The 20,903-nt window shown below is 74.0% G+C and carries 18 protein-coding genes; 11 read left to right on the top strand and 7 right to left on the bottom strand.

The window, feature by feature from the left end:
• Window positions 1–17 precede the first annotated feature (17 nt).
• Window positions 18–1,271 (top strand): MFS transporter, encoded by a 1,254-nt coding sequence (locus tag BM093_RS18645; RefSeq protein ID WP_093345531.1) that lies wholly within the window; start codon window positions 18–20, stop codon window positions 1,269–1,271.
• Between the two features lie 768 nt (window positions 1,272–2,039).
• On the opposite strand, the gene BM093_RS18640 is transcribed toward BM093_RS18645, so the two are convergent.
• On the bottom strand, window positions 2,040–2,522 hold the full coding sequence (locus tag BM093_RS18640) for a MarR family winged helix-turn-helix transcriptional regulator (RefSeq protein ID WP_177238567.1): 483 nt from the start codon (window positions 2,520–2,522) through the stop codon (window positions 2,040–2,042).
• Between the two features lie 52 nt (window positions 2,523–2,574).
• Here BM093_RS18640 and BM093_RS18635 point away from each other — a divergent pair, with 52 nt between their 5' ends.
• Window positions 2,575–2,952, top strand: coding sequence for a cupin domain-containing protein (locus BM093_RS18635; RefSeq protein WP_093345526.1), 378 nt, complete (start codon window positions 2,575–2,577; stop codon window positions 2,950–2,952).
• 147 nt (window positions 2,953–3,099) lie between these two features.
• On the opposite strand, the gene glgB is transcribed toward BM093_RS18635, so the two are convergent.
• Both glgB and BM093_RS18625 read right to left on the bottom strand, forming a co-directional pair.
• Window positions 3,100–5,754, bottom strand: a complete 2,655-nt coding sequence (gene glgB / locus BM093_RS18630; protein ID WP_093345521.1) for a 1,4-alpha-glucan branching protein GlgB — start codon at window positions 5,752–5,754, stop codon at window positions 3,100–3,102.
• A gap of 121 nt (window positions 5,755–5,875) precedes the next feature.
• Entirely contained in the window at window positions 5,876–7,039 is a 1,164-nt protein-coding gene (locus tag BM093_RS18625) for an acyl-CoA dehydrogenase family protein (RefSeq protein WP_143105429.1), read from the bottom strand.
• Window positions 7,040–7,218: 179 nt separating this feature from the next.
• Here BM093_RS18625 and BM093_RS18620 point away from each other — a divergent pair, with 179 nt between their 5' ends.
• From BM093_RS18620 to BM093_RS18605, 4 genes are all read left to right on the top strand, one after another.
• On the top strand, window positions 7,219–7,812 hold the full coding sequence (locus BM093_RS18620) for a TetR/AcrR family transcriptional regulator (RefSeq protein ID WP_093345512.1): 594 nt from the start codon (window positions 7,219–7,221) through the stop codon (window positions 7,810–7,812).
• A gap of 80 nt (window positions 7,813–7,892) precedes the next feature.
• The gene (locus BM093_RS18615; protein WP_093345838.1) at window positions 7,893–8,891 is read left to right on the top strand and encodes an NAD(P)H-dependent flavin oxidoreductase; all 999 of its coding nucleotides are present in this window, start codon (window positions 7,893–7,895) and stop codon (window positions 8,889–8,891) included.
• A gap of 37 nt (window positions 8,892–8,928) precedes the next feature.
• Window positions 8,929–9,750, top strand: a complete 822-nt coding sequence (locus BM093_RS18610; protein ID WP_093345507.1) for an acyl-CoA thioesterase — start codon at window positions 8,929–8,931, stop codon at window positions 9,748–9,750.
• 4 nt (window positions 9,751–9,754) lie between these two features.
• Window positions 9,755–10,561: an enoyl-CoA hydratase/isomerase family protein gene (locus tag BM093_RS18605; RefSeq protein WP_218162824.1), complete on the top strand. Its 807-nt coding sequence runs from the start codon at window positions 9,755–9,757 to the stop codon at window positions 10,559–10,561.
• A 30-nt stretch (window positions 10,562–10,591) separates the two neighbouring features.
• On the opposite strand, the gene BM093_RS18600 is transcribed toward BM093_RS18605, so the two are convergent.
• From BM093_RS18600 to BM093_RS18585, 4 genes are all read right to left on the bottom strand, one after another.
• Window positions 10,592–12,157 (bottom strand): long-chain-fatty-acid--CoA ligase, encoded by a 1,566-nt coding sequence (locus BM093_RS18600; RefSeq protein WP_245773621.1) that lies wholly within the window; start codon window positions 12,155–12,157, stop codon window positions 10,592–10,594.
• The gene (locus BM093_RS18595) at window positions 12,154–12,990 is read right to left on the bottom strand and encodes a crotonase/enoyl-CoA hydratase family protein (protein WP_093345823.1); all 837 of its coding nucleotides are present in this window, start codon (window positions 12,988–12,990) and stop codon (window positions 12,154–12,156) included. The genes BM093_RS18600 and BM093_RS18595 overlap by 4 nt, the downstream gene beginning before the upstream one ends.
• A 48-nt stretch (window positions 12,991–13,038) precedes the next feature.
• On the bottom strand, window positions 13,039–13,809 hold the full coding sequence (locus BM093_RS18590; protein ID WP_093345502.1) for an enoyl-CoA hydratase/isomerase family protein: 771 nt from the start codon (window positions 13,807–13,809) through the stop codon (window positions 13,039–13,041).
• Between the two features lie 80 nt (window positions 13,810–13,889).
• Complete coding sequence (locus BM093_RS18585) at window positions 13,890–14,855, bottom strand: NADPH:quinone oxidoreductase family protein (protein WP_093345497.1); 966 nt, start codon at window positions 14,853–14,855, stop codon at window positions 13,890–13,892.
• Between the two features lie 78 nt (window positions 14,856–14,933).
• Between BM093_RS18585 and BM093_RS18580 the strand changes: the two genes are divergently transcribed.
• The 5 genes from BM093_RS18580 (at window position 14,934) to BM093_RS18560 (ending at window position 20,898) form a co-directional block, all read left to right on the top strand.
• Window positions 14,934–16,190 (top strand): acyl-CoA dehydrogenase family protein, encoded by a 1,257-nt coding sequence (locus BM093_RS18580; protein ID WP_093345493.1) that lies wholly within the window; start codon window positions 14,934–14,936, stop codon window positions 16,188–16,190.
• The gene (locus tag BM093_RS18575) at window positions 16,190–17,134 is read left to right on the top strand and encodes a cyclase family protein (protein WP_093345488.1); all 945 of its coding nucleotides are present in this window, start codon (window positions 16,190–16,192) and stop codon (window positions 17,132–17,134) included. Before BM093_RS18580 ends, BM093_RS18575 begins: the two co-directional genes overlap by 1 nt.
• A gap of 63 nt (window positions 17,135–17,197) precedes the next feature.
• The gene (locus BM093_RS18570; protein WP_218162823.1) at window positions 17,198–17,827 is read left to right on the top strand and encodes a TetR/AcrR family transcriptional regulator; all 630 of its coding nucleotides are present in this window, start codon (window positions 17,198–17,200) and stop codon (window positions 17,825–17,827) included.
• A 22-nt stretch (window positions 17,828–17,849) separates the two neighbouring features.
• A complete protein-coding gene (locus tag BM093_RS18565; RefSeq protein WP_245773620.1) occupies window positions 17,850–19,301 on the top strand; it encodes a phosphotransferase family protein in 1,452 nt (483 codons plus the stop codon).
• A gap of 37 nt (window positions 19,302–19,338) precedes the next feature.
• Entirely contained in the window at window positions 19,339–20,898 is a 1,560-nt protein-coding gene (locus BM093_RS18560) for a long-chain-fatty-acid--CoA ligase (protein WP_093345478.1), read from the top strand.
• Window positions 20,899–20,903 lie beyond the last annotated feature (5 nt).

Here is a 20,903-nt window from a genome sequence, read left to right as displayed (position 1 = left end):
CGAGCGAGGAGGCCAGCGTGACCGACGCATCCCGGAACAGGGTGTCGGCCCGAGGAGCGCCGGACGGGGTGGGGCGCAACGGCTGGGTCGCCCCGCTGTGCTGGTCCGCGGTGGCGCTGGAGGGTTTCGACCTGGTCGTCCTGGGTGTCGTGCTGCCCTCGCTGCTCGACGAGCCGGCCTGGGGGCTCGACCCCGCCACGGCGTCGTTGATCTCCACCGCCGGGCTGCTCGGGGTGCTGGTCGGTGCGCTCTCGGCCGGGCCGCTGGCCGACCGGTTCGGCCGCCGCCGGGCCATGCTCTACACGGTCGTCTCGTTCTCGGTCCTGACGGCCGCGTGCGCGTTCGCGGCCGGCCCCTGGACGTTCGGCGCCCTGCGCTTCCTGGCCGGTCTCGGGCTCGGCGGGGTCCTGCCGGTCGCCATCGCGCTGGTGAACGAGCACGGCCGCCCGGGGCGGGGCGGTACCGCCACGACCATCCTCATGACCGGTTACCACGTGGGCGCGGTGGTGACCTCGCTGCTGGGTATCTGGGTCATCCCGGCCTTCGGCTGGCAGTGGATGTTCGTGCTCGGCGCGGCACCCGCGCTGGTCCTGGCGCCGATGCTGGCGCGGTACCTGCCCGACGACGTCCCGGCCGCGGCGGGCGGCAGCGGGGCGCGGCCGGTGACCCGCAACCCGATCGCCCAGCTGGTCAAGGACGGGTACCTGCCGTCGTCGATCGCGTTCTGGGTCGCGTCGTTCATGGGGCTGCTGCTGGTGTACGGCCTCAACACCTGGCTGCCGGAGATCATGCGTGCCGCCGGGTACGGGCTCGGCGCGGCGCTGTCGCAGCTGCTCGTGCTCAACGTCGGTGCGGTCATCGGCCTGCTCGTCGCGGGCCGGGTCGCCGACCGGATCGGCCTGCGCCCGGCGACGATCGGGTGGTTCTGCGCCGCGACCGTGTTCCTGGCGCTGCTGGCCGTCCGGCTGCCGGGCGGTGGGATCTACGTCAGCGTGCTGCTGGCAGGCGTGTTCGTCTTCAGCTCGCAGGTGCTGGTCTACGCCTACATCAGCCGGCACTACCCGGACCACGCGCGGGCGTCCGCGATCGGGGTCGCCAGCGGGATCGGCCGGCTCGGCGCGATCTCCGGGCCGGTGCTCGGCGGGCTCCTGCTGCAGGCCGGGGTGGCCTACCCGTGGGGCTTCTTCGCCTTCGCCGCGGTCGCCGCACTGGGCGCGCTCGCCGTGCTCGGCGTCCGCCGGGTCGGCACGGCGACCCCGGAGGCCCGATGACACGGCAGGCCCGATGAGACGACGCGTGGAGAGATCGATGAGCCTCCGGCTCCGAGGGGGTCACGGATGAACCGGCGCTGGGCCGACCCGGTCGAGGGGGCCGACCCACCCGACGGGCCGTTGCGCTCCCGTGCCCGCCCGGGGCCGGTGCGATCCACGGCCGAGCCGGGCCCGGTGCGGCCCACGGCCGCACCGGCCCCGGCGGTCCGCCGGGCTGTCCGGTCCCGCCTGGCCGAGGTTCCGCAGAGTTCTGCCACACAGCTTTCCTCCGCACAGCCCTCCTCGGCACAGTCCCGCTCGACGCAGTCCCTCTCGACCCAGCCCCGCTCGACGCAGCCCCGCTCGACGCAGTCCCCCTCGACACAGCCCTCCTCCAAGCCGGGTCCCTCCCCGAGGGCTCCCTCTCCGCGAGCCCTCTCCCCGGTGGCCCGCTCCCCGCATGCCCCCGCTCGGCCGGCCGTGGACCCGCGGACCGCCGCCGAGGACCGGCCCGTACGGGCACGTCCGGCCGAACCCGCCCCGCGGACGGAGTGCTGCCGGGCGGAGCGCCCGCCCTCCGACCGGTAGCGCGACGAGTCGGAGCCGGCGGTGCGGTTCGGGACATCCGGCGTGCCGTCGGCCGCGGGGAAGGCCGGAGCCGTCGACGGCGGGCCCGGGTTTGGGGGCGGTCTCCAGCGGGGGATCGCAGCGCCGACGCGGTGCCGGCCCGGGACCCGAGGACGTGACCGGTGGGCTGGTGCGGGGAGCGCTCGTGCTGTCCGATCCTGCTCAGTCCGGCCGGGTGCCGAACCAGGCCGGCGCGTCCCACCGCGGTCCGGAGTCGCCACCGAGCGCGGCGAGGGTGTCCTCCAGGGCGGCGAGGCGGTCCGCACCGACCGTGTCGGCCCGGCGGCGGCGCAGGTCGTCGAGGACGGCCGCGGAGCGTTCCAGCAGGTCCTGCCCGCGCGTGCTGAGCCGGACGACCTTGCGCCGGGAGTCCGCCGGGTCCGTGGCCCGGACCAGGTAGCCCTGCTCCTCCAGACCGGCGACGGTCCGCCCGGCGGCCTGCTTGGTCACCCCGAGCGCCCGGGCGAGCTCGACCGCCGTCGTGCCCTCCGGGCCGACCGCCTGCAGGACGAAGCCGTGCATCGGCCGGGCGTCGGGGTGACCGGTGTGGGCGAGCTCGGTGTGCAGCTCGTCGATCAGCTCCTGGAACGCGCGCAACAGCAGCAGGGGCAGCGCGTGGCCCGGCCTCGACGAATTCGACAACATGGTTTACCTTTGGTCGAACGGTCAACGTTGTTGTCTATTCTAGGGAGTGCCCGTGAACGTCGTCCGAGCCGGCGACCGCAGGGTCGTCGAGACCCCCAACGCCGTGATGACCACCTGTGCCTCGCCCGCACTCGGCAGTGCAGGCCGATCGCTCTGGCAGGTGCGCATGGCACCCGGATCGTCCGGCCCGTCGCACCGGATGAGCGGAGACCAGATCTGGACCGTGCTCGACGGCGGTGCCACCGTCGAGCTCGACGGTGCCGCGACCGTGCTGGCCGCCGGGGACACCGCGGTGCTGCCGGCCGGGGTGCTGCGGCGGATCCTCGCCGACCCCGGTGCCGGGCTGACCGCGCTGGTCACCGGTGACGGTGACGCCAGGGCCGCGCTCGCCGACGGCACGGATCGCGGCGTCCCGGAGTGGATCGCCTGAACGAGCCGACCTGAACGCTGTGCTTCGGCCCTCGTCCGCCGGATCGCGGTGTGGTGCTTCGGCCTCCGAGTGCTGGGCCGCGGTGTGGTGCTTCGGTCCTCGACCGCCGGGCCTCAGTGCCGTGCTTCGGCCCTCGACCGCCGGGCCTCAGTCCCGCGAGGCGGTCCCGGTGTCGGAGCCCCCGGTCCCGGACGTGCCGGTGACGAACGAGCCGTTGCGGACCGCCCGGGTGCCGACGGTGCCGGGGGCGGGGTTGATGCTCGTCGAGACCCGTCCGGCGTCCGGTTCGTCGTCGCCGGCGGCGGGTCCGGTCCCGTCGGTCCCGGCCGGGGGAACCGGCGCGGGGGACACCGCCCGGAACCCGTCGTCCGGGGTGATCGGGGCCTCGACGTCGGTGTCCTCCGGCTCGTCGGGCAGCTCGCCGACCGGCAGCGGCGGCGGCACCGACCCGGACTCGGCGGCCGGGGCCGCGGCCGAGGTCACCGGCCCGTCGGTCTCCTCGGGCACCAGCCACAGCACTCCCGACGGCGGCAGGCGCAGCACCGCCGACGCCGGCTGGCCGTGCCACATCCGCTGCTCGGCCCGCACCCGCCCCAGGTTCCCGACGCCGGAGCCGCCGTAGCTGCCCGCATCGGTGTTGACCAGCTCGGTCCAGTTCCCGGCGAACGGCAGGCCGACCCGGTAGTCCTCCCGCGGGGCGCCGGAGAAGTTCGCGATGCAGGCCAGCACGGTGGCCCGGCCCTCGGCGTCGACCCCGTGCCGCAGGAACGAGAAGACGTTGCCGGTGGCGTCGTTGGCGTCGATCCAGGCGAAGCCGTCCGGCGTGGTGTCGCGGGACCAGAGCGCCGACTGGTCCCGGTAGGCCCGGTTGAGATCGCCGACCAGCGCTGTGATGCCACCGTGCAGTGGCTCCTCCTGCTGCAGGTGCCAGTCCAACGACCGCTGCTCGGACCACTCCCGGGGCTGGCCGAACTCGCCGCCCATGAACAGCAGCTGCTTGCCCGGGTGTGCCCACATGTAGGCGAGCAGCGCGCGCACCCCGGCGGCCTTGTTCCAGTCGTCGCCGGGCATCCGGGTCCACAGTGACCCCTTGCCGTGCACGACCTCGTCGTGGCTGATCGGGAGCACGTAGTTCTCGCTGAACGCGTACATCAGGGAGAACGTCATCTGGTTGTGGTGGTAGCTGCGGTGGATGGGGTCACGCCCGGTGTAGTCGAGCGTGTCGTGCATCCAGCCCATGTTCCACTTGAAGCCGAAGCCGAGCCCGCCCATGTAGGTGGGCCGGGTGACGCCCGGCCAGGCCGTCGACTCCTCGGCGATGGTGACGACGCCGGGGTGCTCGCGGTAGACGGTCGCGTTCATCTCCTGCAGGAACGCCACCGCGTCCAGGTTCTCCCGGCCGCCGTGCACGTTGGGCAGCCACTGGCCGTCGGCGCGGGAGTAGTCGAGGTAGAGCATCGAGGCGACGGCGTCGACCCGCAGCCCGTCGATGTGGAACGACTCCAGCCAGTAGAGCGCGTTCGCGACGAGGAAGTTGCGCACCTCGTTGCGGCCGAAGTCGAAGACCAGCGTGCCCCAGTCCGGCTGCTCGCCGCGGCGCGGGTCGGCGTGCTCGTAGCAGGCGGTCCCGTCGAACCGGGCCAGCGCCCACTCGTCACGCGGGAAGTGCGCGGGCACCCAGTCGACGAGCACGCCGTAGCCGGCGCGGTGCAGCCGGTCGACGAACCAGCGGAAGTCGTCCGGGGTGCCGAACCGCGAGGTCGGCGCGTAGTACGAGGTGACCTGGTAGCCCCAGGAGCCGCCGAACGGGTGCTCGGCCACCGGCAGCAGCTCGACGTGGGTGAATCCCGTCCCGTCCAGGTAGGACACCAGCCGCTCGGCGATCTCCCGGTAGTCCAGGCCCGGCACCCAGGAGCCGAGGTGCATCTCGTAGACGCTCATCGGGGCCTCGTGCGCCCGGCGGGCGGCGCGCGCGGTCATCCACTCCTGGTCGCCCCACTCGTGGGTGTCGGTGCTGACGACCGACGCCGTCTGCGGCGGGATCTCGGTCGCGAAGGCCATCGGGTCGGCCTTGTCCCGCCAGCGGCCGTCCGGCCCGAGTACGCGGTACTTGTAGCGGGCGCCGACGTCGACCCCGGGCAGGAAGATCTCCCAGATCCCGGACGTGCCGAGCGAGCGCATCGGCAGCGTCCAGCCCGCCCAGCCGTCGAAGTCGCCGGTGACCCGCACACCGCGCGCGTTGGGCGCCCACACGGCGAAGCTGGTCCCGGTGACCGGTCCGGACGCGGTGTCGTAGCGGCGCACGTGCGCCCCGAGCACGTCCCAGAGCCGCTCGTGGCGTCCCTCGCCGATGAGGTGCAGGTCCATCTCGCCGAGTGTCGGCATCCAGCGGTAGGGGTCGTCGACGACCAGTTCCTGCGCGGCGTCCCCCGCAGCCGAGCCGGCAGAACCGGCGGAGCCGACAGAACCGGCGGAGCCGGCAGCGCCGGGGCTGCCACCGCCCTGGCGCACCAGCAGCCGGTAGTCGCCGCCCGAGCCCGGAACGAGGCCGGAGAACAGCCCCGCCTCGTGCACCTTCGTCAGCTCGTGGGCGGCCCCGCGCTCGCCGTCGGGCAGCACCGCCACCGAGGTGGCGTGCGGCCGCAGGACGCGGACGATCGTGCCGTCGGCGTGCGGGTGCGCCCCGAGCACGCCGTGCGGGTCGTGGTGCGCACCGCCCAGGAGCCGGTCGGTCACCGCCGGGTCCGGCGCGTGCGCGGCGGTCTCGGCGGCGCGGGTCGCTCGCAGCCCATCGGAGGTCACGTGCCGAACCGTACTAAGGGTGAGTGGTGCTCGCTGACCGCGGTCGCGGACCGTTGCCGGATCGCATCCGGAGCTCGGCGACCAGCCGCTGCGGCCCTCCCGGCGGCGTCCGGCGCCCGCCTCACTCCGCAGGCCATCGCGGGGTCGCCCCCAGGTCGATCCCGAGCACCGCCTTGCCGATGGTCTCGGCCGCCGTGTCCGGCGACGGCGGGTGGAACTGCCCGGCCCGCACGTCGCGGTAGTGCCGCTCCAGCGGCAGCGTCCGGAAGATGCCGTGCCCGCCGACCATCCGTACGCACCGGTCGACGGCCGAGCTCGCCGCGGCCACCGCCACGTGTTTGAGGGCCTGCAGGTCCTCCGGCGGCAGCACCTCGCCCGCCGCGCGACGGGCGATCGTGTCGCGGAGCATCGCCTCGGCCGGGCGCAGCGCGAGCTCGATCTCGGCGGCCCCGTACACCTGGTCGGGCCGGTGGGCCGTCGGCAGCGCGGCCCCGGTGACCGTGCGGGTGCGGGCCCGCTCGTAGGTGAGCCGGGTGGCCGCGCGGGCGATCCCGAGGTACACGGCCGCCACCGAGACCGCGAACCAGGCGAACGGCCGCTCCCGCTCCGCGTCCCAGACCAGCTCCTCGCCGGGGGCCGTCCCGCGCTGCACCGCCTGCGCGGGGACGAACACGTCGTCGAACAGGACGTCCCACGATCCGGTGCCCCGCATCGACATGGTGTCCCAGGTGTCCACGAACGACAGGCCGGGCGTCTCGCGGGGCAGCCCGAACAGCAGCAGCGCGCCGGTCTCGGTGTCGGCTGCGGTGCCCCAGAAGAACTGCAGGGCAGGCGCCAGCGAGCAGAACGACTTGCGCCCGGAGACGACGTAGCCGCCCTCCACCGGGCGGGCGGGTGTCGACGAGGTCCGGACGTTGAGCCCGGTCGCGGCGTCGGTGAGGCTGCCGCCGACGACGGTGCCGCCCGCGACGGCCTGCAGGATCGGCTCGCCGGCCCGCTCGCCCGCGTGCCAGCCCTCGGCCGCGGCGCCGATCCCGAACAGGTGCATGTTGGTGGCCAGCGCGGTCGAGGCGCACGCCCCGGCGATGATCTGCTGGCAGGCGGCGAAGGTCGCCAGGTCGGCGCCGCCGCCGCCGAGCTCGACGGGCACCACCGACGACAGGTAGCCGGCCTCCTGCATGCGTTCGATGTTCTCGACGGGGAAGCGCCCCTCCCGGTCGACCGCGGCGGCGCGCGGGGCGAACTCCTCGGCCAGCTCGGTGGCGACGGCGGTCCAGTCGGTCATCTGCGGCTCCACGGCGATCGTGCGGTGTAGGAGGTGCAGGCGGCGTCGGCCGGGTCGGCGGGGCCCGGGCAGGCGACCACGACGCCTCCATTTTGGTAACGGTCGTTACCAAACACCGTAGGTTATGGTCGCCCGTGTCGCCAGGCCCCGACGAGACCCGAACCACCCGGTGGGCGGGCGTGCCGCCGTCCGACCGGACCGCGGAGCGCAGGCGCCTGCTGGTCCGGGCCGGGTTCGAACTGCTGGGCGCGGACGGGCTGGCCGGGGTGACGGTGCGCGGGGTCTGTGCCCACGCCCGGCTCAACGCCCGCTACTTCTACGAGAGCTTCCGTGGCCTCGACGAGCTCGTGGTCGCGGTGTTCGACGGGGTCGTGGCGGAGCTGCGGGTGCAGGTCGACGCCGCGGTCGCCGGGGCGGGTGCCGACCCGCTCGCCCGGGTCCGCGCGACCGTCGCCTCGACCGCGGACTTCGTCGACTCCGACCGGCGCCGGGCCCGGGTGCTCTACGAGGAGGGGCGGGGCCACGACGGGCTGCAGCGCAGGCGGGCCGAGGTGGCGATGGGGATCGCCGAGCTGGTGGCCACCGAGTCGGCCCGGGACGACCCCGGGGCCGCGCACCGCGCAGTGGCGACCTTCCTGGTCGGCGGGTTCAGCGAGCTGCTCGTCCGGTGGCTCGACGGCACGGTGCCGGTCGGCCGGGACGAGCTCGTGCGCATCGCCACCGAGCTGTTCGTCGTCGCCGGGCAGGTGGGTGGGCAGGCGTCGCGGCGGTGACCGGCAGCACGCTCGATTGACATCGGTGCCGGTCGCCGGTGATCCTGAATTCCCGAACGGTCGTTAAGTTGGGAGTGCGCGTGATCAGGACGCGGTTCACCGAGGAATTCGGCATCGATCACCCGGTCGTCCAGGGTGGCATGCAGTGGGTCGGCCGGGCCCCGCTCGTGGCGGCGGTCGCGAACGCCGGTGCGCTCGGGTTCATCACGGCACTGACCCAGCCGACCCCGGACGACCTGGCGAAGGAGATCGCGCGCTGCCGCGAGCTCACCGACCGGCCGTTCGGCGTCAACCTGACGATCCTCCCGGCGATCAACCCGCCGCCGTACGCCGAGTACCGGCAGGCGATCATCGACGCCGGGGTGCCGTTCGTGGAGACCGCCGGGTCGAACCCGACCGAGCACCTGGAGCACTTCCACGCGCACGGGATCAAGGTGATCCACAAGTGCACGAGCGTGCGGCACGCGGTCAAGGCGGAGTCGATCGGTGTCGACGCGGTCAGCATCGACGGCTTCGAGTGCGCAGGCCACCCGGGTGAGGACGACATCCCCGGCCTGGTGCTGATCCCGGCCGCCGCGGACAAGCTCTCCATCCCGATGATCGCCTCCGGCGGCTTCGCCGACGCCCGCGGCCTCGTCGCGGCGCTGGCCCTCGGTGCGGACGGCATCAACATGGGCACCCGGTTCATGGCGACCGCCGAGTCCGGCATCCACCAGAACGTCAAGGACCGGCTCGTCGAGGCCGGTGAGCGGGACACCCAGCTGATCTTCCGGCAGCTGCGCAACACCGCCCGGGTGGCCGACAACGAGGTCAGCCGCGAGGTCGTCGCCCGGCTGGAGGACGGCGCGGAGTTCGCCGACATCCAGGAGCTCGTCGCGGGCGCCCGTGGCGTCGGTGTCTACGAGACCGGCGACCTCGACGCGGGCATCTGGTCGGCCGGGATGGTCCAGGGCCTCATCACCGACATCCCCACCTGCGACGAGCTGGTCACGCGGATCGTCGAGGAGGCCGCCGGGCTCATCCGCGGCCGGCTCACCGACGCGCTCGCCCCGGCCGCCGCAGCGGCGGCCGCGGGCTGACCGCCGGCCCGCGACGACCGCCCGCCCGGCTGCCGAGATGACCGTCCGACGGCTCCCCGCCCCGGCGGACGTCTCACTGCTCGAGCTGCTCGACCTCGAGCCCGCCGGGCGGGACGGCTTCCGCGCGCCCACCGTGTTCGACGAGCGGTACCCGCTCTACGGCGGCCAGGTCGCCGCGCAGGCGTTGCTGGCCGCCGGCCGGACCGTGCCGGACGGTCGGCCGCCGCACTCGCTGCACGGCTACTTCCTGCGCAGCGGCGACACCGGACGTCCCATGCTGCTGCGCGTCGAGCGGGACCGGGACGGGCGCTCGTTCTCGTCCCGGCGCGTGGTGGCCGAGCAGGACGACCGGGTCGTGTTCACCCTGTCGGCGTCGTTCCAGACCCCGGAGGACGGCCTGGACCACCAGGTCGATCCCGTCCCGGACGTGCCCGCGCCGGCGGAGTCGGCACCGTTCGACCTGCCCCGGCTGCTCGGGTTCGAGGGACGGCAACCGCCGCAGCCGCACGGGGGCCCCTGGCCGACCCGGTTCTGGTCCCGCTGCACCGAACCGCTGCCCGACGACGACCTGCTGCACGCGGCCGTGCTGACCTACCTGTCGGACATCATGACCGGGCTGCTGCCGCTGACGAGCGAGATCCACGAACCGAGCGCCAGCCTCGACCACGCGCTGTGGTTCCACCGGCCGTCCCGGATGGACCAGTGGATGCTGATGGACCTGGTCGGCCGCACCACCGGCGGCGGGCGCGGCTGGTACACCGGCTCGCTGTCCACCCCGGACGGCGTGCTGCGGGCGAGCATCACCCAGGAGTCGCTGTTCCGCAGGCGGCGGCGCGGATCCACGGGACGGGAGGGGTGAGACCGTGACGGCGACGGTGCGGGTGACGGAGATCGAGCAGGGGATCCGGCTGCTGGAGCTGGACCGCCCGGAGCGGCTCAACGCGATCTCCCCGGAGCTGCTGGAGGACCTGCACGCCGAGCTGGCCCGGCTCGCCGGGGACCGCAGCTGCCGGGTGGTCGTGCTGACCGGCCGGGGGCGGGGTTTCTGCGCCGGGCTGGACCTGGTCGAGCGGCACGGGGACGCCGAGGCGAGCGCCGGACGTTCCGCGCAGGACCGGATGTGGCTGCAGAAGCGGATCGCCGCGCTCGTCACCGCGCTGCGCGGGCTGCCGCAGCCGGTCGTCGCCGCGGTCAACGGGCCCGCCGCGGGCGGCGGCCTGGCCCTGGCGCTGGCCTCGGACGTGCGGATCGCCGGGGCGTCGGCGCGGTTCGGTGACGCGTTCGTCCGGATCGGACTGTCCGGTTGTGACATCGGGGTCAGTTGGCTGCTGCCCCGGCTGATCGGCGCGTCGCGGGCGTTCGAGCTGCTGCTCACCGGGCGGGTGATCGACGCGGCCGAGGCCGACCGGATCGGGCTGGTCTCACGCGTCGTCGGGGACGACGAGCTGCGCGCGTCGGCGCTGGACACGGCCCGGGAGATCCTGGCCAACAGCCCGTTCGGCGTCCGGATGACCAAGGACGTCATGTGGGGCCAGCTCGAGGTCGGCAGCCTGGCCGCCGGGCTCGCGCTGGAGAACAGCACCCAGATCGCCACCACGTTCACGGCCGACCAGGCCGAGGCCGTGGCCGCCTTCCTGGAGAAGCGGCCCGCGGAGTTCGAGGACCGGTAGGCCCCGGCCGGTGGGCGCCGCTGGGCGCCCTCAGTCGCGCAGCCGGAACTTCTGCACCTTCCCCGACGCCGTGCGCGGCAGCGCGTCGACGACCCGCAGCGACGTCGGCTTCTTGTACGACGCGAGCCGGGTGCGGCAGTGCTCCACGATCTCGTCGAGCGTCGGCGGATCGGCCGGGTCGGCCGGGACGACGACCGCGCGCGGCGTCTCCACCCACCGCTCGTGCGGCATGCCCACCACGGCCACCTCGGCGACCTTCGGGTGGGCGTCGATCGCGGCCTCCACCTCGGCGCAGTAGATGTTCTCCCCGCCGGAGACGATCATGTCCTTGAGCCGGTCGACGACGGTGATGAAGCCGTCGGGGTCCATCACGCACAGGTCGCCGGAGTGGAACCAGCCGCCGGCGAACGCGGCCGCGGTGGCGTCGGGGTTGCGCCAGTACTCCCGCATGACCGTCGGCCCCCGGTAGACGATCTCGCCGACCTCGCCGCGCGGGACGTCGCGCATCTGCCCGTCGACGATCCGGGCCTCCACGCTGATGATCGGCGTGCCGACCGAGCCCATCTTGGCGACCGCGTCCTCGCCGCGCAGTACACAGGTCACCGAGCTCATCTCGGTCTGGCCGAACATGTTGTAGTTCGGCACGCCGGGGAAGGTGTCGGCCATCGCGTGGAGGACCGACGGCGGCGCCACCGACGCACCCCAGGACATCCGCCGCAGCGGGAGGTCCCGCTCGCCGATGCCGGGCAGCTCGCAGATCGCCTTCCACTGGGTCGGCACGAAGTAGCACCCGGTGACGCGTTCGCGCTCCATCAGGTCCACGACCTCGGCCGCGTCGAACCCGCCGGAGCGGGTGATGATCGACCGGCCGCCGACGAGCAGGTGGAACAGGATGCCGTTGAGCCCGCCGATGTGGAACAGCGGCAGGCCCGAGAGCCACACCTCGTCCGGGTCCTTGATGCCCTGGGTGAGCGCGACGTTGATGCTGTTGCTGACCAGGTTCTGGTGGGTCAGCACGGCGCCCTTGGGGCGTCCGGTGGTGCCCGAGGTGTACATGAGGAACGCCGGGTCGTCCTCGGGCACGTCGATGACGAGCGGGGCCGGGTCCGCCGCGCCGAGGGCGTCCTCGTAGGACTCGGCGCCGAGTCCGGGTGTCGCCTCCGCGCCGCCGGTCGCGAGCACCGTGCGCAGGTCCGGTGCCGCGCCGCGGGCCGCCGCGCCGACCGCGGCCAGCTCGGCGTCGACGACCAGCGCGGCGACGTCGGCGTCGGCGAGGATGACGGCGACCTCGTCGGCGACCAGCCGGAAGTTCACCGGCACCGCGATCGCGCCGAGCCGGCAGGCCGCGAAGTACGCCTCCACCAGCTCCAGGCAGTTCTGCATGAGCACCGCGACCCGGTCGCCGCGTCCGACGCCCCGGTCGGCCAGCGCCCGTGCCAGCCGGGTGACCCGCTCGTCCAGCGCGGCGTAGCTGCGCCGCTCGCCCTCGAACTGGAACGCGATCGCGTCCGGGGACAGCCGGGCCCAGCGGGCCAGCTGCTCGCCGTGCGACATCCGGCGGGCCGCGGCGAGCGCGGTGGCCCCGTCTTCCTTCATGACACCTCCTCGAACACCGGCGCCCGCTTCGCGAAGTTGGCCGTGACGGCCTCGACCTGGTTCGGGCTGCCGATCAGGGCGCCGATCTCGGTCTGCTCGGCGGCGAAGCCGGTCGCGAGATCGACCCGTCCGGCCTGGTCCAGCAGCCGCTTGGCCGCGCGCACGGCGTGCGGGTTCCGCCCGGCGATCTCGCGGGCGAGCGTGAGCGCGGCGGCGAGCGGGTCGGCGTCGGTCCGGGTGGCCAGCCCGATCCGGGCCGCCTCGGTGCCGTCGATCGTGCGGCCGGTCAGTGTGAGCTCCTTCGCGACGTCGCGGCCGACGAGCTCGGGCAGCACCTGGGTGCCGGTCATGTCGGGGATCAGCCCCCACGCGACCTCCATCACCGAGAGCCGGGCGTCCGGGGCGACGATGCGGATGTCGGCGCCCAGCGCGATCTGCAGCCCGCCGCCGAGCGCGTTGCCGCGCACCGCGGCGATCACCGGGACCGGTAGCTCGGCCCACACGTGCGCCGCCCGCTGGCCGGTGGCCTGCGCCGGGCCGTCCGAGGGCGGCAGCTGCGCGGTCGCCGACAGCCGTTCCCCGGACTCCATCGCCCGGAACGAGCCGAAGTCCAGCCCCGCGCAGAAGTCCGGCCCCTCCCCGGAGAGCACGACCACGCGCACCGCCGGGTCGGCCCGCAGCCGCTCGCCCGTGGTGACCAGCCCGGCGAACATGGCCGGGTCCAGCGCGTTGCGCTTGTCGGGGCGGGAGAGCCGGACGTCGGCGACGCCGTCGGTGACGGTGACCCGCACCCGGTCGCCGCACTGCGTGTCACTGCCGTTCTGCTCGCTCATGTCGATCCTCTCCGGGGGTTCGGTGCGCTCCGCACTGTCCACCGGCGCTCAACGGCCGGTGAACCGGGCGGGTCGTTTCTCCAAGAACGCGGCCACTCCCTCCGCATGGTCGGCGGAGGTGAAGCACTCGGCCAGGGCGACTTGCGTGGCGCCGACGTGCGACCGCAGGTCCGTGCCCGCCCCGCCCTGCACGAGCGTCTTGGTGCGTGCCAGCGCGAACGGCGACGCCGCCGCGATCGTGCGGGCGAGCCGGTCGGCGGCGGCCGGCAGCTCGTCGGGGGCGACGACCTCGGTGGCGAAGCCGAGCGCGAGCGCCCGGTCGGCGTCGAGGTCCTCGCCGGTGTAGAGCAGCCGCAGTGCCGGGCCGGTGCCGATCTGGCGCGGTAGCAGCCAGGTCCCGGCGCCGGTGTCGGAGACCAGTCCGCGGTGCACGAAGTTCCAGCGGAACCGGGCCCGGGGCGAGATCACGCGCAGGTCGGCCTGGGTGGCGAACTCGGCTCCCATGCCGACCGCCATCCCGTCGACGGCGGCGATCACCGGTTTCGGGCAGCCGACGAGCGACGGCACCTCGGCGGCCCCGTCCCCGCGGCCCCGATGGTCCGGGTCCCGGCTCGCCAGGTCGGCGAGGTCGATGCCGGCGCAGAAGCTGCCCGGCGTGCCGGTGACCAGCAGGACGCGCACCCCGTCGTCGGCACCGGCCTGCCCGACGCGGGCGGTGAACTCGTCGAGCATCGCGTAGGTCATCGCGCCGCGCTTGTCCGGCCGGTCGATGGTCAGGGTGGCGACGCCGTCGGCCACCTCGTAGCGGATCTCGTGCATCGCACCCTCCTGCCACGCTGCGGGACGCCACGATGCTAGGTGAACGATCGTTAAGTTGACTAGAGCCCGGGCGGTGTCGGCTACGGCGTGACGACGACCTTCCCGAGCACACTCCGCTCGCCCAGCCGGGCGACCGCCGCGCCCGCCTCCTCGAGCGGGTAGGTGGCCGTGACCGGTGGCGCGACGGCCCCGGACGCCACGAACGGCAGGAGCCGGTCCCACTCCTGGCGCAGGTATCCCGGGCGGGGCCCGGCGAAGGCGCCCCAGCCGACGCCGCGCACGTCGATGTTGTTCAGCAGCAGGCGGTTCACCCGCACCGTCGGGATGTCGCCCGCGGTGAACCCGAGGACCAGCAGCCGGCCGAGCGGGGCGAGGCAGCGCAGGGAGTCGGTGAGGCGGTCACCGCCGACCGGGTCGACGACCATGTCGACGCCCGCGCCGCCGGTGAGCTCCCGAACCGCATCCTTGAAGCCGTCGGCGAGCACGGCCTCGTGCGAGCCCACCGAGCGCACGAACTCCGCCTTCTCCGGCGTGGAGACCACCGAGACGACCCGGGCTCCGAGGGCGGCGGCGAGCTGGATGGTGGCGGTCCCGATGCCACCCGCGGCGCCGTGGACGAGGACCGTCTCGCCGTCGCGGAGGCCGCCCCGGGTGATCAGGGCGAACGTCATCGTCAGGTAGTTCATCGGGATGCACGCCGCGGCGTCGAACCCGACCGACTCCGGCAGCGGGAACACGCTCGACGCCGGTGCCGTCACGAGTTCCGCGAAGGCTCCGACGGTGCTCGACCCGGCCACCCGGTCGCCGGGGGAGAACTCCGAGCCTGCGGGGGCCTCCCGTACGACGCCGGCGAACTCGCCGCCGAGGACGAACGGGACCTCCGGCTTGTACTGGTAGCGGTCCTGGGTGAGCAGGAGGTCGGGGAAGTTGACGCCGGCGGCTCGTACCTCCACGAGCACGTCGCCCTCGCGCCGGACCGGGTCGGGGACCTCCCCGATCTCGACCGCCTCCGGCCCGTCCGGCCGCTCGACCTGAGCTGCCCGCACGCGTCCCACCCCTTCGTTCCTCTTTCGTCGTCGCCGTCACGATGCCATGCTGGCTGAACGATCGTTAAGGAGGTCACCGTGGACTTCGCACTCCCGGAGGAGCTGACCCGGCGGCTCGCCGAGCTCGACGAGTTCGTCGAGCGGGAGATCCGGCCGTTGCAGGAGCAGGACGACAACCAGCGGTTCTTCGACCACCGCCGCGAGTACGCCCGCACCGACTTCGAGAACGGCGGGGTGCCGCGCCGCGAGTGGGAGGAGCTGCTCGGCGAGATGTTCCGGCGCGCCGACGCCGCGGGCTGGCTGCGCTACGGGCTGCCGAAGGAGGTCGGTGGCTCCGACGGGTCCAACCTGGACATGGCGGTGATCCGCGAGCACCTGGCCCACAAGGGCCTGGGCCTGCACAACGACCTGCAGAACGAGTCGTCGGTCGTCGGCAACTTCCCGTTCGTGCACATGGTCCTGGAGTACGGCACCGCCGAGCAGCGCGAGGAGTTCCTCGAGCCGATGCTCTCGCGCACCAAGCGGATCGGGTTCGGGCTCACCGAGCCCGAGCACGGCAGCGACGCCACCTGGATGGAGACCACCGGCGTCCGCGACGGCGACGACTGGATCCTCAACGGGGCCAAGCGGTTCAACTCCGGCATGCACTCGGCCACGCACGACGTGGTGTTCGCCCGCACCTCGGGTGAGCCGGGCGACGCCCGCGGGATCACGGCGTTCTTCGTCCCGACCGAGAGCCCCGGCTTCTCGGTGGACTTCCACTGGTGGACGTTCAACATGCCCACCGACCACGCCGAGGTCACCATCCGCGACGTCCGGGTGCCGGACTCGGCGATCTTCGGCGAGGAGGGTGAGGGCCTGGCCGTCGCCCAGACCTTCGTGCACGAGAACCGGATCCGCCAAGCCGCCTCCGGCGTCGGGGCAGGCCAGTTCTGCATCGACCGCAGCGTGGCCTACGCCCGCGAACGGGTGACGTTCGGCAAGGCGCTCGCGACGCAGCAGGCGATCCAGTGGCCGCTGGTGGAACTGCAGACCGAGGCCGAGATGCTGCGCGGCCTGGTCCGCAAGACCGCGTGGGAGCTCGACCGGGTGCCGCACATGGAGATCAGCGACCGCGTCTCGATGTGCAACTACCGGGCCAACCGGTTCGTCTGCGACGCGGCCGACCGGGCCATGCAGGTGCACGGCGGTCTCGGTTACTCCCGGCACACGCCGTTCGAGCACATCTACCGCCACCACCGCCGCTACCGCATCACCGAGGGCGCCGAGGAGATCCAGATGCGCAAGGTCGCGGGCTACCTGTTCGGCTTCGCGGGTCCGCGCAAGGTGCGCTGATGGCAGCGGAGGAAGGCGGCACCGACTTCCGGGAGCTGGGCCGGCGGCTGTCGAACTGGGGCCGCTGGGACACCGACGGGCAGCCCGACGAGCGTGGCACCACGAACCTGCTCACGCCGGACCGGATCGTCGCCGCGGCCGGGCTGATCCGGACGGGCGCGGTGTTCGACCTGGGCATCCCGTTCGGCCCGGGCGGCCCGCAGCCGGGCGGCGGCCGGATCAACCCGGTGCTGCTGCTGTCCGAGACGGGCGCGGACCAGGACCACTACCCGGGCGCGTTCCACTACGCCGACGACTACGTGTTCATGCCGCTGCAGAGCGCGACCCAGTGGGACGGGCTGGCCCACGTCTACTACGACGAGCAGCTCTACAACGGGTTCCCCGCCTCGGACATCACCCCGCACGGCGTCAAGCACCTCTCGATCGAGCACCAGGCCAAGGGGATCGCCGGGCGCGGCGTGCTGATCGACGTCGCCCGGCACCGCGGTGTCGACTGGCTCGAGGCCGGCGAGGCGATCACCCCGGACGAGCTGGACGCCGCGCTCGCCGCCCAGGGCACCGAGGTGCGCCCGGGTGACGTCGTCGCGGTCCGCACCGGCTGGCGGCGCAAGTTCCTCGCCGACGGCGACGCGGCATCGTTCATGGCCGGGGAGCCGGGCCTGGGGCTCGACTGCTGCGCGTGGCTGCACGCCCGCGACGTCGCCGCGGTCTGCTCGGACAACTGGGCGATCGAGGTGCTCCCCGGTGAGGTGACGGGCGAGACGCTGCCGGTGCACATGGTCCTGATCCGGGACATGGGCATGACGCTGGGCGAGATGCTCGACCTCGAGGAGCTCGCCGAGGACTGCGCCGCGGACGGGCGCCACGAGTTCTTCCTCGCCGCCCCGCCGATCAAGTTCCGGCGCGCGCTCGGCTCCCCGATCAACCCGCTGGCGATCAAGTGACGGCCGCGCGCCCAGATAATCTGTCCGACCCGTTCCGACCGGATGCCGACAGGAGGTGGCCGCGTGGCGAGTCTGAGCCGACCCCCGCGAACCGCCCCGCGCGGCGAGGGACGCACGGCCCCGCCGGGCGAGGCCGGCCTCCTGGACGCGGCGATCGCGGTGATGGCCGAGCACGGCTACCACGGCACCTCGGTCCGGGAGATCGCCGTGCGGGCGGGGGTGAGCCCGGCCGCGCTCTACCACCACTTCCCCTCCAAGCAGCAGGTCCTCGTCACGATCATGGAGCGGGGGATCGAGGCGCTGCTGGACCGCACCCGGACCGCCCTCGCGGCCGCGGGCCCGGACCCGGTGGACCGGCTGCGGGCCCTGGTCGAGGTCCAGGTGCTGTTCCACCTGGAGGACCAGCGCGGCACGCTGCTGGGTACCAGCGAGCTGCGGGCGCTGGAGGAGCCGGTGCGCGGCCCGCACCGGGCCAAGCGCGCCGAGCAGCAGCGGATGTTCGACGGCGTGATCGCCGACGGGGTGGCGGCCGGGGTGTTCGGCACGCCGCTGCCGGAGGAGGCCGCCCGGGCGATCGTGGTGATGTGTACCGGGGTGGCCGGCTGGTACTCGCCGCGGGGCCGGCTGAGCCGCGCCGAGGTCGTCCGTCGCTACCAGCGGCTCGCGCTGGACATGGTGGGCGCGCAGCGGTAGCAGCCCGGGGGAGGGACAGACGATGACCATGCAGTCCGGCTCGATGCAGTTCGGCCCGGCGCAGCCCGGGCCCGCGCAGCCCGGCCCGGTGCTCGACGATCACCCGGTCGACGCGGCCGACCCCGCCGTGCTGGCCCGCCTGCTGGGCCGGCGGCTCACCGAGGTGCTGGGCACCGAGGTCTCGGTGGCCATGCCCACCCGGCTCACCGGCGGAGCCAGCCGGGAGACCTGGTCGTTCACCGCCCGATCGGCGACCGGACAGGAGCGGCGGCTCGTGCTGCGCCGCGACCCGCCGGGCGCGGGCCGCCCGGACGGGATGGCCCGGGAGGCCGCCGCCATCGCCGGCGCCCACGATGCCGGGGTGCCGGTGCCACGGCTGCTCGACAGCGGCACCGACGCGGCCACGCTCGGCTCGCCGTACCTGATCAGCGAGCACGTCGACGGGGAGACGATCGCTCGGCGGCTGCTGCGCGACCCGCAGTACGCCACGGCCCGCGAGGGCATGGCCGCCGAGCTCGGCCGCACCCTCGCCCGGATCCACGCCGTCCCGGTCGCGACGCTGCCGGAACCGGTCGCCACGGACCCGCTCGAGGAGCTGCGCGCGACGTACGACGCGCTCGGCGAACCGCTGCCGACGATCGAGATCGCGCTGAAGTGGCTCGAGCGGCACCGGCCCGATCCGGTGCCCGAGACGGTCGTGCACGGCGACTTCCGCACCGGCAACCTGATCATCGATCCGGGCGGGCTGCGGGCCGTGCTCGACTGGGAGGTCGTGCACCGCGGCGACCCGCGCGAGGACCTCGGCTGGCTGTGCGTCAAGTGCTGGCGGTTCGGGTCGCCGCTGCCCGCGGGCGGGTTCGGCACCGTGGAGCAGCTGCTCGACGGCTACGCCGAGGTTGCCGGGCACCGCCCCGACCCGGAGGCCGTGCGCTGGTGGCAGGTCTACGGCACCGCCCGCTGGGCGGTCGGCTGCCGGGGCATGGCCGAGCGGCACCTGTCCGGGCAGACGCCGTCGGTGGAGCTCGCCGCGATCGGGCGGCGGGTGTGCGAGCAGGAGCACGACCTGCTGCTCGCACTCGGCGTGCCGGACGCCCCGGTGCGGACCCCGGACCCGGCACCCGGCTCGGACCTGCAGGGGCGGCCCACCGCCGCCGAGCTCGTCGCCGCGGTCGCGATGTTCCTGCGCGAGGACGTCATGGCCGCCACGCAGGGGCGGCTGAACTTCCTCGCCCGCGTCGGGGCCAACACCCTCGACGGCGTCGAACGGGAGCTGCTGCTGGGGCCCGAGCTGGAGCGTCGGCACCGCGAGCGGCTCGCCGCGTTCGCCCGGGACGACCAGGCGGGCCTGGCCGCGGCGATCCGCGCCGGCGTGCTCGACGCGGACGATCCGGCGTTGCTCGCGGCCGTGCGGGCCGCGGTGACCGACCGGCTCACCGTGGCGAACCCCCGGTACCTCTCCCAGCCCGGCACATAGCGCGAGCCGCCGCACCCGAGAGAACCACGGAGGATCGATGAGGATCAGTGACGTGGTGGCGTTCGCCGCGATGCGGGCGCCCGAGACGACCGCCCTCGTGTTCGAGGACCGGACGTGGACCTACCAGCAGCTGTACGCCGACGTCTGCCGGCTCGCGCACGGACTGCGCGGGGTCGCCGAGCCCGGCGACCGGATCGCCGTGCTCACCGAGAACAACCCGGAGTACGTGCTCGCCTACTACGGCGTCCCGCTGGCCGGGATGACGCTCGTGTTCGTCAACTACCGGCTGGCGCCGCGGGAGGTCGTCGATCTGCTCGCGGACGCGACGCCGACGGTGCTGCTCACCGAGCAGCAGTTCCTCGACACCGCCCGCGCCGCAACGGAGATCGTCGGCTCGATCCGCACGGTCGTCACCGTCGACGGCCCGGCCGAGGACGCCGGCGAGTTCGCCGACCTGCTCGACGGATGCCCGGAGACCGAACCGGAACCGCCCGACGAGGACACCCCCGCCTGGCTGCTCTACACCTCGGGCACCACCGGCCGGGCCAAGGGCGCGGTGCTCACCCACCGCTCGGTCACCGCCGCCGTCCTCAACGCGGGCGTGAGCTGGACCCGCCGTGAGGAGGAACAGGTGGTCTCGCTGTGTCCGTGGCCGCTGTGCCACATCGCCGGGTACGCGGTGCCCGTGGCGCACCTGGGCGCGGACACCGTGGTGCTGCTGCGCCGCTACGACCCCGAGTCCTTCCTGGCGGCCGTCGAGCGCCACCGGGTGACCAGCACGACCGTGGCGCCGACGATGCTCGCGCTGCTGCTGCGGCACCCGGCCCTGGAGGCCCACGACACCTCGTCGATCACCCGCATCGGCTACGGCTCCGCGCCGATGCCGGTGACGACGCTGCGCGCGGCGATGCGCCGCTTCCCGAACGCGGGGTTCCAGACCGGGTTCGGGATGACCGAGCTGGCCGGCAACGTGCTCGTGCACGTCCCCGAGGACCTCCTGGCGGCGGCCGAGGGGCGCACCGAGCTGCTGGCGTCGGTGGGGCGGCCGATGGCGCTCTCGGCCGTGCGGGTCCTCGACGAGACCGGTGCGGACTGCGCGGACGACGAGGTGGGCGAGCTGGTGGTCCGCGGCGACCAGGTGTGTGCCGGCTACCGCAACCGGCCGGACGCGACCGCCGAGGCGTTCCGCGACGGCTGGTTCCACACCGGCGACCTCGCCCGCCGCGACGCCGAGGGCTACTTCTACATCGTCGACCGGATGAAGGACATGATCCTCACCGGCGGGGAGAACGTGTACTCGCGCGAGGTCGAGGAGGTGCTGCACCAGCACCCCGCGGTCGCCGCCGCCGCGGTCGTCGGCGCACCCGACGAGGTGTGGGGCGAGCGGGTGGTCGCCGTGGTCGAGCCGGTGTCCGGCCGGGCGCCGACCGAGGCGGAGATCCGGGAGCACTGCGCCGGGCAGCTGGCCGGCTACAAGTGCCCGCGCGAGGTGGTGGTCGTGGACGAGCTGCCGCGCAACACGGTCGGGAAGGTGCTCAAGCGGGATCTGCGGGAACGGCTGCGGGCGGGCGTTGACACCACGGTGCCCCGCTCGTAGCGTCC

Origin of the sequence: Pseudonocardia ammonioxydans, from assembly GCF_900115005.1 — a bacterium.
Taxonomy (GTDB): Bacteria; Actinomycetota; Actinomycetes; order Mycobacteriales; family Pseudonocardiaceae; genus Pseudonocardia; species Pseudonocardia ammonioxydans.
This window is presented reverse-complemented; position numbering and strand designations above follow the sequence as displayed.